General features: G+C 51.9%; 9 protein-coding genes and 1 other RNA gene. 4 read left to right on the forward strand and 6 right to left on the reverse strand.

The genetic code is table 11. The features are described 5' to 3' along the window. Positions 1 to 10: 10 nt before the first annotated feature. Positions 11 to 781, reverse strand: a complete 771-nt coding sequence (locus tag E1J53_RS10965; RefSeq protein ID WP_134270561.1) for a DUF6438 domain-containing protein — start codon at positions 779 to 781, stop codon at positions 11 to 13. A gap of 145 nt (positions 782 to 926) precedes the next feature. Then, entirely contained in the window at positions 927 to 2,807 is a 1,881-nt protein-coding gene (gene yidC / locus E1J53_RS10970; protein WP_253931458.1) for a membrane protein insertase YidC, read from the reverse strand. 101 nt (positions 2,808 to 2,908) lie between these two features. Between yidC and E1J53_RS10975 the strand changes: the two genes are divergently transcribed. From E1J53_RS10975 to E1J53_RS10985, 3 genes are all read left to right on the forward strand, one after another. Then, positions 2,909 to 3,343: a DUF3293 domain-containing protein gene (locus tag E1J53_RS10975; RefSeq protein ID WP_134270563.1), complete on the forward strand. Its 435-nt coding sequence runs from the start codon at positions 2,909 to 2,911 to the stop codon at positions 3,341 to 3,343. An 831-nt stretch (positions 3,344 to 4,174) separates the two neighbouring features. Then, a complete protein-coding gene (locus E1J53_RS10980; protein WP_134270564.1) occupies positions 4,175 to 4,975 on the forward strand; it encodes a GLPGLI family protein in 801 nt (266 codons plus the stop codon). Between the two features lie 326 nt (positions 4,976 to 5,301). Further along, positions 5,302 to 7,947 (forward strand): hypothetical protein, encoded by a 2,646-nt coding sequence (locus tag E1J53_RS10985; protein ID WP_134270565.1) that lies wholly within the window; start codon positions 5,302 to 5,304, stop codon positions 7,945 to 7,947. A 66-nt stretch (positions 7,948 to 8,013) separates the two neighbouring features. On the opposite strand, the gene ssrA is transcribed toward E1J53_RS10985, so the two are convergent. The 4 genes from ssrA to raiA form a co-directional block, all read right to left on the reverse strand. Beyond that, positions 8,014 to 8,387, reverse strand: a transfer-messenger RNA (tmRNA) gene (ssrA, locus tag E1J53_RS10990). 325 nt (positions 8,388 to 8,712) lie between these two features. Next, the gene (locus tag E1J53_RS10995) at positions 8,713 to 9,339 is read right to left on the reverse strand and encodes a fumarylacetoacetate hydrolase family protein (protein WP_134270566.1); all 627 of its coding nucleotides are present in this window, start codon (positions 9,337 to 9,339) and stop codon (positions 8,713 to 8,715) included. A 17-nt stretch (positions 9,340 to 9,356) separates the two neighbouring features. After that, entirely contained in the window at positions 9,357 to 10,307 is a 951-nt protein-coding gene (locus E1J53_RS11000) for a phosphoribosylaminoimidazolesuccinocarboxamide synthase (RefSeq protein ID WP_134270567.1), read from the reverse strand. A gap of 85 nt (positions 10,308 to 10,392) precedes the next feature. Further along, complete coding sequence (gene raiA / locus E1J53_RS11005) at positions 10,393 to 10,689, reverse strand: ribosome-associated translation inhibitor RaiA (protein ID WP_134270568.1); 297 nt, start codon at positions 10,687 to 10,689, stop codon at positions 10,393 to 10,395. Positions 10,690 to 10,911: 222 nt separating this feature from the next. On the opposite strand from raiA, the gene E1J53_RS11010 reads away from it, so the two are divergent. Next, complete coding sequence (locus E1J53_RS11010; RefSeq protein WP_173021447.1) at positions 10,912 to 11,706, forward strand: alpha/beta fold hydrolase; 795 nt, start codon at positions 10,912 to 10,914, stop codon at positions 11,704 to 11,706. Position 11,707 lies beyond the last annotated feature (1 nt).

Here is an 11,707-nt window from a genome sequence, read left to right on the forward strand (position 1 = left end):
AACGCGGGAATTAGCGCATGGTTTTTTGCCAGAAACCTTCGCGAGCCATCTCCTCCAACTGGGCGATGAGCTCGGCAAGTTTCTCGGGGGCATCACCGTAGACGGTGACCTTGCGGAAGTTTCCTTCCTCATCGCGTAGCGTGACCACCGTGGCGGGAATATCCACCACCTCCTCTTCCGGGTAGGTATGGTTAAGGTCCATTTGCTGTAGTTCGGCCAGTTGCTGCAGAAGGTCCCGGGTGTCGGTGGTGAAGAGGGTTCGCTCGTAGTCGCCGACCCGGTCGAGTCCCTTTTTGGCGTCCAGGAGCATCCGTCCGTCGGCGTACACCGTGAGGGTGTAGCGCTCACAATCCCCGAAGCAGGGCATTTTCTGCAGGGTCACCACCGGAGCCTGTTCGATTTTCTCCGCCATCATGGTTTCGTTTACGGAGGTGGGTGAGGGGACTTCCGCAGCTTTGGGTTGGGTGGCCGTGGTGTTCCCCTTGGCTTCAAGAGCCTTTTTCTTGGCCTCCCGTACCATTTTATTGGCGTCTTCGGGGGTGCCTACCTCACCGCGAATTTTGTCTTCCGGGGCCATGTTGGCGCGCTTGTCCATGGGCTCCAGACCGGCCTGATCGGCGGGGCGGGCCAGGCCGTTCATGTCCTTGGGAGGAGCGGTAGAATTAGCGGGCGCAGGCGCAGGTGCCGTGGTCACAAACGGGGCCGTGTCCGTGGGATCCGTAGCTTCACGTTGACAGGCAGACAGGGCAACCGTTAGCCCGAGGAACAAAATTACTCGCATATACATATTCAGTGGTCTGTAATACTCTAACGCAGGGTCAGCCATTTTGGTCCTTTTCGTTGGCGAATCATTGCCCCGGGCAGCGCACTGCACCTGGGCTCCGCCCCCAAAAGGAACCTACACTGACCAAAAAACATCGGGGCGTTTACTTCTTGCCCTTCTTCTGCTGTTGTTGGGCCTGCTGCCGCTGCTGCTCCTTGAGCGCTTCCTGCAGCCGGGCCGTGAAGCCAGAACTCTTCTTCGGTTTTTTCTTGTTCGCCTCCAGCTTCTCCCGCAGTTTTTCCTGGTCGATCAGGAAATTCTTCGTGATGATCGTCTGGCTGATGTTGAACAGGTTGGAGAAAAACAGGTAAGCCGTAAGTCCGGAGGCAAAGCTGTTGAAGAAGCCGAGGAACAGCAGCGGCATGACGTACTGGAAGTACTTCATCATGGGCTGAGCGCTGTAGTCCATGTGGCGGCTGTTGTAGTAGGCGTAGATGACCGTCGTGAGTGCCCACAAGATGGCGAAAAGGCTGAGGTGCCCCTGCATGAAGGGAATCCACTCCGGAATCCGCGTGATGGTGTCGTAGGTCGACAGGTCCGTGGCCCAGAGGAAGTTCTCCTGCCGGAATTCAATACTGGCCGGGAAGAAGCGGTACAGGGCAAACCAGATCGGCATCTGCAGGAACATCGGTAAACAGCCGCCGAGCGGACTGGCGCCGTATTCCTGGTACATCTTCATCGTTTCCACCTGCTGCGCCTGGGAATCGTCCTTGTGCTTGGCCTTCATCTTTTCGATCTCGGGCTTGAGCACCTGCATCTTCGACTGGCTCACCAGCATCTTGTACGTCAGCGGGTACACGAGGATTTTCACGAACAGCGTCAGTACCAGAATGGCGATACCCTTGTTGCTGATGAAGCCGGACAGGAAATTGAAGATCGGACGAATGATCCAGCGGTTGATGGCCCCGAAGATGGAGCGACCGAAGGAAATTACGTCCGTCATGTCGTGGCCGATGGCGGCCAGGCGGTCAAACTCGTTGGGGCCAACGTAGAAGGACATATTGAACCCTTCGGAGGCGGAGTTACCCACCGGCACGTTGATGTCCACCACCAGTTTCTTGAGGTCGGATCCCTCCCCGTCAAAGGTTTCGGTGGCTACTTCCCCACCCCGGAAGGCTTCGTCGGCAATCAGGGCGGAGGTAAAGAACTGCTGGGAGCCCGCCACCCACTTCAGTCGCTGCTCCTCCAGTTCTTCCGTATCGGAACTCGTACAGGAGCAGTAGTCGGAATCGTCCTCGACCGGCTTGAAGTAGACGGTAGACTGGTTGGCTTCGTACTGGGCGTTCTTCTCGATCTTATCGAGGTAGTTTTCCCAGTGCAGGCGAATCTGGCCGTCCTGGTTGGCCAGCACGCGGTTCAGTCCCTCAAACCGCAGGTCGTAGTCCATCAGGTAGGTACCGTCGGTCAGGGTGTACTTCTGCTCGAAGTATCCACCACCGACGGCGTTGGCCCGCATCGTTACGGTATTGCCCTCCACCGTGGGGGTGAAGTACAGGTCGCTGGAGCGAATGCCCTCGCCGGAAACGCCCGCGATCGGCAGCACGTATTCGAAACGGTTTTTGTCGTCTTCCAGGAGGTAAAGGGGCAGTTTGACCTCCTTTTTCTCCTCGTCCTCGATGATTTTGGCGTACTCTTTTAGTTCCACCTGACGAATGGTTCCGCCCCTGGTGGAGAAGGTCACCTTCATCAGGTCATTTTCCACGACGACGTCCTCCTCCGCACCGGCGGCGGCCGTCGCAAAGGCGCCAAACTGATCGCTGAAGCGGGCCTGCAGGGTACTGTCGTTAAGGCCTTCGAGTTCCGTTGGCGTGAAGGTCGGCTCGGCCACTTCCGGGCTTTGCAGGGCGGCTTCGTTCAGCGCCGCAATCGAATCCTGGTAACGTTGTTGGGCTTCCAGTTCTTCCGGACTGGGGGCAATCACCGTCTGCCATACCGCAAACAGCAACAAAATGAGGACCAGTCCAACGATGGTACTTCTGTCCATCTCCATATAAATGCGCTTTTTTCTTATACTTGGGCCATCGCACCGCATCTGGGGTCGCGTGAAGGCCACTTTAGGGCCGCAAAGGTACATATCTCGGACCGATGTCCCCACCACATAACGACAAGTCTTTGAAGGAGTTCGACCAGCAGCTCAACGATGCCTACCTGAGGGCCGAATACTGGGCCGGAGATTTTTGCCTCAAAATCGGTCATCCGGCCCCGAAACTGGACGCCTGGCTGCGGGCTCACGGGCATTCTCACTATGCTTTCATCACTCCCTGCAACCCCAGGTCACAGGTGATTTCGGACGAAAAAAACACCGAGCGGCTCAACGAACTCCGGGATCTGCTGAACATGTTCCGGCTGGACTTTTTGCCCGCCACGGGGCGGGACCCGCAGGGGGAGTGGCCCGACGAACCCGGTTTTCTGGTCTTCGACATTCCCCTTTCCGTGCTGCACGACGTCGCCCGGGGCTACGAACAAAACGCCGTGGTGGAAGGAAGATTAAGGGGGGTGCCGTTGCTGGTGTGGTTGTAGGGGGCAAATTGTGTATGATGTCATCCCCATCTACTATGGATGCCCATTTAGAAGGACCACCTTAACGCTTTTCATAACGATTTTTTCAGGTTTTACTGTTCTCTGAGGCAGCCAATCCTCTGGCTATTTGCAAGATTCTCGCCAAATCCTTACATTAGACAATTACATTATATACCCTTAACCTTATTAACACATTACCTTTTGACCATGAGTTTTTATGAAACCCTCATCACGCTGGAGCGATTAGCCATAATAATTGAACGAGAAAACACTGGATGCGCAAAGGATATCGCCAGCAAGCTTCAAACAAGTCCAAGAACCGTAAAAAATTTACTAAATCAACTCAGAAATCTAGGGGGGGGGGATATAGACATCCGATATTGCCGTAAGCGCAACACCTATTACTATCATCCATCAGTGTTCGTTTCGTTCAATTTCTTTAATAAAAAATTATAGTTGGCAGTTGTGTGCAATTTATTTGCCCTGGTGAAGAATACTTTTGCTATCGTTCTAGCAGTTTAGCTGGGAATCGGGCAAAGCCGAAAACCGATATTTCTAGAGTAGGCACAAGTATTATCTTATGAAAAAGGTATTCTTTTCCTTATTTTTTCTCATTTCCTTTACTCTGTTCGCCATGCCTGTGATTGTTGATAGGTGCATCGATTACGCCACGGGGGTAGCAGACGGATACAACGACTACCATCATAATACCACAGGAGAAGATCTCAGCCCATTAGAATACTACACGATTTGGTCCAATGCACTGAACCATTGCAATGATCCCCAGGCTTAGGGGTTATCCAAAAGATAGGCCCCACTAAATTCATTAATATGAAGGTATTTTTATTTTCCTTAGCGCTCATTTTATCCGCAACTCTTAATGCCCAAGGTGAAAAGGGAATCTGCGGCCAGGTCGAGTATCAATATTACATTGACTCCGCCATTGCGGAACAGAGATTGCGGAAGATGGAATTGGAGTCACCGCAGAAGTATAACCAATATGGATCAATGTTTCGAGGCATCAATGCTACAATGAACCGGCTCGTCTTCACACTATCGTTTGATCAACAAGCATCTTTGTGGAGCCTCGATCCCAATGCAATACCAGAAAATTCTGATGAAAAGTTTCATTACGAGACTGCCGCAACTATGGTTTCTGAAGCATGGAAATATGAGTATTACAATCAGCAGCAAAACAGAAGGGTCACACAATCTGAATACATGGGAAGTGTGTTGAACATCACCCACCCAAACGAGCCATTAGAATGGAGTCAGACAGGCAAAACTAAGAAAATTGGGAATTACGTAACTTACGAAGCAACCGCTACCTACCATCCTAAGAATAGGTTAGAAAAAGATGCGCCCCAAATTCTTTTTGCTTGGTACGCTCCGGAATTACCCTACCCCTACGGACCACGGGGAGTCGATGGATTACCTGGCTTGATTTTGGCGTTAGAGATTCAATCAAAAGAGGGAAGAGATCGTGGATTCAGGGCCGTCGATTTGAACCTGCAAAGCACGGCTCCAGAAGACTGTTCCGTAGAACTTCCGAAAGCTGTTGGTACAATGAGCAAACAAGATTTTTTAAGTAAGGTTACTGCCGAGGTAAAGGCCATTCGGGGCAACAAATAGCTAATCCGGGGAGCGGGTTATTGCCGAAAACCGCCATCAACAGAGTAGGCCAAACAACTAATCTTCTTATGAAATACATTTTTTCTATTTTATTTTGTGTAGTACTTCTACCAAATACCACAAAAGCCGTTGAATTACCCATAGACTGTGATGCCTATGCAAGGGGATATGCGGACGGGATTGCCCTGTATCATTATCATACTTATGGAACGACCATCCCTCCACTAGTCTATCAGGCTCACATACATAATGCCAAGCAAAGGTGCGAACAAGAACAGTAGACGTAAATTTACTAGGATTCTAAATTGTCCCTTAGCACCATAATCATGAAAAAGATCACCGAAGCAAACGTACTAAGGTCTGGTTTGCTTACGGTAATCTTTTTCATGACTACCGGTATTAGTGGTTTGTTTGGACAGACCGCCTCGGTTTTCTTTACCGTGATTGACTCCCTCGACAGTTCTCCCATTGAGTACGCCATGGTGGTGGCTACAGACAATACTTCGGGAGAAATAATCTTTGATCGGACAGATGAGCGAGGACAAGCGATGCTTTCCCTTTATCCCAACATTGATTATGAGTTGATGGTCAATAGACTTGGCTATGCTAACTATGCTAGTCAACTAAAATTGACTCAATTAGATGAGCAGGTAATTTCGATCACACTATCAAAAACCGTAATGGACTTAGCGGAAATCGTTGTCCGTGACACCCTTCCACCAATATCCTACCGCCCCGATACAGTAGTCTACAACGCCCGGGCCTTCTACACCGGAAAGGAACGGAAGTTGAAGGACTTGATTGAGAAATTGCCGGGCTTAGATATTGATCAAAACTTGCGCGTTACCTACCAAGGGCAAGACGTCACCACCCTACTAGTAGAAGGAAAGCCATTCTTTGGGGGTGACGGGGAATTAGCGTTAAAGGGCTTACCGGCAGATGCCATCGCTCGTATTCAAGTTCTAGAAGATTACAAACCACTGGGTTTCACCCTAGATCCCGGAGCACGTAAGCGCCGTGCACTAAACATAATTATTCGCGAGGATAGGAAAAATGTTTACTTCGGCGAAGCAATGGCCGGAGGCGGCACACCTGGCCGACACCTTGTGCAGGCGGATATATTTCGCTTCAATCGGAATACCAATAATTACCTATTTGGGGGTAGTAATAACGTAAATCGTGAATTGCTCTCCATTCAGAGTATATTACGTCTAATTGGCGGGGATAATTTACTTAGTGGAAATGGGTTTCAAGAATTATCGGACCTGAGCTTAAGGCTATCACCCCCAAGTTTTGCCGAAGACAGTAAGAACCAACTTATCGCCCTCGGCGTAAATCAACAAGTGGGTAAAAAAAGTAGCCTTGATGTATATGCATTGGGGCCTAGAAAAAAGTGGACAACCCGGCAGCGGAGTACGACAGTTTTCCCAATTACAGACCTAAATGAGGCTATTTCATTGAGTAGGGCAGCACGTCAACAGTTCGGAATGCTAAGAGCAACCTTGACGTCTAAACTTCCCAAACAACTGGTAATCCGTACCAATGCTCAGCTCCAAGGCAATCAAAATTCCAGCCTGCTTGTTGAAAATTACCGCTCTAACTTTGGCAATCGATTGTCCTCCAGTCAACTTGATGTAGGGGCCTACGAATGTCAATTAAAAACCGAGATAGTCAAGCAAACTAAAGAAGGCAACATTCTGAAAATAGTTGCCGCAGCACGTCAACAGTCAGACCGAGAAACCCTCAAGCTATCAAGTGATACCGCCTTCCTTAATTCACTATTTCTTTCAGGGAGCATCGAACCCACTATATTTGATCAAGATAACATTCCTACCCGAAGAAACTTTCGGGGAAATTATCTCTACCATTATAAGCTCAACCGCAAGGTTTACCTTGAGCAGGGGATGGAATGGGAACACCTTCAGCAGAAGCAATCGATCAATAGTAGCCTTCTTCCTAGTCAACAAAGGGTCGTTGCCTTTCATGAACTTTCCACCCATTTCGGTACTGTTGTAAAATGGCGAGAAACCAGTACTGTTTTTCGACTTCATCTAGCTCAAATCCGTGGGGCAAACAATGGGGAACGCGTATCAATTAATCAATTCTTACTACCAGAATTTAGGCTCCAATTCAGGTCTGGGCCGGGGAGTACCGTAGAAGCCAACTGGAAATCTACGGTTACCCCACCAGGTTTAAGTTTCCTGTCAGCGTCTCCACTTGTGACTTCCTTCACGACGTACCAATTCGGTCTGGAACGCCTCACCCCCGTACCCACACATAAAGCCACCTTAGGCTATCGCTATTACAACCCCATAAAGGGTTATGGATATACTATTTCAGCCGGATATGATCAGCAGGGAGGGTCTTCCATTATTCCGCAACTCGAAGTTGTAGGGCAAGATCGAAAAATAACTTACGTAGTTACAAACACTCCGATTAAAGCCTGGAATTTGACGGCAATTCTCCGTCGAGACAATGGCAAAAATAAATTTTCGGTTACTTCCAGTTACCAAAGACGACAACAACTGACAGTAATTGTGGATCAAAACGTGGTCAGTCCAATTACTACTGCTTCCCTCCAAAGCGACTTCAGGCAACACTTGACCAACGAAGTAAATGTCCGATGGTCGTTACTAATCAACCGTTCCGGCTTCGGAATCATTCCAGGTAACGCTATTTACAATGGACATCTTCAGGCGGACCTAAGCTACACCTCGGGAAGGTGGTCATCCGATATTGGCCTCTCTGGTCAACTGTTCGACGCCACTGCCAATGCGTACTTTTCTGGAAGGATAAGCGGAAACCTTAGGTACGTGATGAGTAATAGTCCCTGGGCCTTTGAGTTAATGTATGAAGTTCCGTTGGGAGGAAGAGAAATTCGGAGTTTCCGGCAATCTGACTTGTTTTTTAGCACCACCAATACCCAAGTATTCGTTGCTTTCGTTACCGCTAACGTTGCTTATCAATTCTGATCATCAAAGCCTTTGCTTGAAACCAACAAAGCCCCAACTTCCTCATGGAAATCGGGGCTACTGTTTTGGTGGAGGCGGCGAGAGTCGAACTCGCGTCCAGCGAAAGCGCAAGGCAGCTTTCTACATGCTTATTGACCAGTCAGGTTTTCGAGTGCTGGGGGAGATTGGTCACCCTCTCAAACAGCACCTTAGGTCCTTAATCTCACCGCCGATTCAGACCAGGATCGGCGGCCAGCCCCAAAAGGGTGAACGCGGCACAATGTGTATGGAGCCTCAACTGTACGGCGTATGAAGACAGTCTAACCTAAATTAGGCTGCCATAGCATAGCTGGTGTTGCCAACTAAGAAAGGTTAATGCTTAGATTTTTACGGAGATAACGCATCATGCTCCGGCATGCTTACTACAAAGCTTACTTCCCTGTCGATTCCGGTACGCCCCCGTTGGGACTCGGCCCGGGTGGGCCGACCTTCGTGATGGAAAACACGTTAGTTGACCGCAAGGTTGCCTCCGGGGAAAGTAATTTTCCATCAATTATTGTCCGACCTGGAGTAATGCAGTCTGTGGAAACCTGAGATAGTTCTAGCCTAGGTTGTTCCGGGAGGTTACATCAGCGATTCCTGCGGAATCGCGGCAGGTTAGTGGGGCCCACAGTAGCGGCAGGTAATTACCTGCCGCTACTAGAGGATTCAAGGGTTTGATTGCCAATTGAATAATTCACGGAACAGTCTGCTTTTAGCTATCTCACCGGGGCCTCGGAGCAGCATTTACTTCACCCGGGTGCGCAGCATTTCCTGCTCTCCGTCTTTGGTGACCAGGAAGCCGACCAGTTCGTCGCCCGGCTGCACCGGGCCGACGCCCTCGGGCGTTCCGGTGAAGATCAGGTCACCCTTCTGGAGGCGGAAATACTGGCTGACGTAGCAGATGATCTCCGTTAGCGGAAACAGCATGTTCCGGCTGTGGCCGTGCTGTACCTCCTCGTCGTTTTTGCGGAGGCCGAATTCGATGTCGTTCAGGTCGGCAAAATCATCGGGCGCAAAGAACTGGGGGGAGAGGGGAGCCGAGTTATCGAAGCCCTTGGCGATTTCCCAGGGGTGGCCCTTTAACTTGAGCTGGCTCTGCAGGTCACGGGCCGTAAAGTCAATCCCCAGGCCGATGCCCGCCACGTAGTCCATGGCAAATTCCGGCTGCACGTGCCGCCCGTTTTTGGCCACCTTCACCACCAGTTCCACCTCGAAGTGGATGTCTTCGCTGAACTCCGGATAGTAGAAGGGCTTGTTGTTCGGCAGGATGGCCGTGGGCGGCTTCATGAAGACCACCGGACGGCTCGGCCGTTCGTTACCGAGTTCGGCGGCGTGGGCCGCGTAATTGCGGCCGATACAGATTATTTTCATCGTTGCACTTTCTGGGTTTACTCAACTACGCGCCAGTCGGTACCGGACAGATTTCCTTTGATCCTGGCTTCAATATTTTCCGTGTCGGCGGGCACGAAGGTCTTACCCGTCACTTTCTCGTAGAGTTCTACGTAGCGTTGGGAGACCAGCTCGACGAAGCTGTCGGGCATTTCGGGCATTTGCTGGCCTTCCTTGCCCTGGAATCCGTTTTCCATGAGCCACTCCCGAACGAACTCCTTGCTCAACTGCTTTTGCCGTTCGCCCTTAGCCTGCCGCTCGGTGTAGCCTTCGGCGTAGAAGTAGCGGCTGGAGTCCGGCGTATGGATTTCGTCGATGAGGTAAATCTCTCCGTCCAGTAAGCCGAACTCATACTTGGTGTCCACCAGGATGAGGCCGCGTTCGGCGGCCATGGCCGTGCCCCGGCTGAAGAGGCGACGCGTATAATTTTCCAGCTTCTCGTAAATCCGTTCCTCCACGATTCCGCGGGCGATGATGTCTTCCCGGCTGATGTCTTCGTCGTGGCCCTCCTCGGCCTTGGTGGCGGGGGTGATGATGGGCTCCGGGAAGGCGTCGGCCTCCTTCAGCCCGGCTGGCAAGGGCACACCGCACAGCACCTGCGCGCCGGCGGCATATTCGCGCCAGGCGTGGCCCACGACGTACCCCCGGATGACCATCTCCACCTTGATGGGCTCACAGGCTTTTCCGATGGCTACGTTGGGATCGGGACTCCGCTCCAGCCAGTTGGGACAGATATCCCGGGTGGCGTCCAGGAAGTGTTTGGCCGTTTGGTTGAGGATCTGTCCCTTGTGGGGAATGGCCCGGGGCAGGACGTGGTCGAAGGCCGAAATGCGGTCGGAGGCCACCATCAACAGCTCGTCTCCCCGGCGGTACACGTCCCGCACTTTACCGCGGTAGAATTCGGCGGGAGGATCGAAGGTGAAATCCGTTTGGCGAAGTGCTTGTGGCATGGAGCGGGAATTTTGGCAAACATACGACGGCCCGCCCTTCGGAGGAAGAGCGGGCCGTGATTAAGCGCTAAGTCAGGGGGCCTGACTAGTGGTTAGCGTTCTTTTCTTTGTGCTTTCTAATCTGGCGGCGCAGGGCTTCCGCTACTTCTGCGATGCCGCGCTCAATGCTCTCGTCGGTGTGCTCGGCGAAGAGGTCGTTGCCGGGAATGGCGAGTCTCACCTCTACTTTGTGGCCCTTGGCCGCCGTACCGTCGTCCTCCTTAATGAAGACTTCCGCCCGCTCAATGCGGTCGTAAAAGGTTTCCAGCTTTTCGAGTTTTTCGTTGATGACACGCTTGGCGTTGCCGGACAGCTCTCCGGATTTATGGATGGTTATTTGCATGGTAATCGGTTATAACATTTAAACGCAATGTAGTCTATTATGAACCCACTGCGGTAGTGAATCGTTCGGGTGTTGATGGAAATCATGGCCAGGAGCCCGGTTTCCGGATTTGCATGATCGAAATCACCGATTCTGACGAAACATACGTTTTCTTTTGCGGAATTTCAAGGGCACCGGCTTTCCGGCATTGCTCATCTCAACCCCTCGCCCACGAAGCTTCCGGTGGTCTGGATTCACGGCCTGACGGCGAGCGTGAACTTCTGGGAAGACGCCATGTACGAGGAGATAAGGAACGAACGCAGCTGGTTCTCTATTGGACTGCCCTTCCACTTTCCCTCCACTTATTCCGGGCGGGCCACCCCCAGCGCCTTAGATGAATATTTGCTCGCCGAGCTAATGGACCGGGCAATCAACGAGTTAATACCAGAAGGAGATTTTCACCTCGCGGGATACTCGGTTGGCGGGTTCGCGGCCCTCAACTATGCGGCTAAATACCCCGCCCGGGTGAGGTCGGTGATTTCCATCGGCGGATTTCTGACCGGCAGAGCCCGGGGACTAGAAGGCGCTCTTCAGTTTTTCAGCAAGGGGAAGCTGCTCCGTAAGGCTCTTTTCCATATGGGCTTCCGCACCCTGAAAACCCACCCGGCCTTCTTCAAACTGGCCACCCTCTCCTACGCGCGCCAGTGGCGCGCCCTGCTCCGCTACCCACAACTCGACCCCACCATTCGGCGAATTTTCCCCAACGTCCAACAGCACGACATCGAAGCCCAGCGTGCCTGGTTCCGGTACCTACTGGACATGAATCTCATGGACGAACACCACTGCATCGAACACCCCACCCTGGTTATCGCCGGAGACCGCGACCCCATCATTCCCTTTCACCACCAACAAGCCTACGCCAAGATGCTGCCCAACGCCCAGCTCGCCGTACTTCCCGGAGTAGGTCACGTCCCCTTCGCCGAAGCCCCCCTGGCCTTCCGCACCGAACTCCTCCAATGGCTAAACCACCACGGCTAAC

It is taken from the genome of Lewinella sp. W8 (assembly GCF_004375085.3).
GTDB lineage: Bacteria > Bacteroidota > Bacteroidia > Chitinophagales > Saprospiraceae > Neolewinella.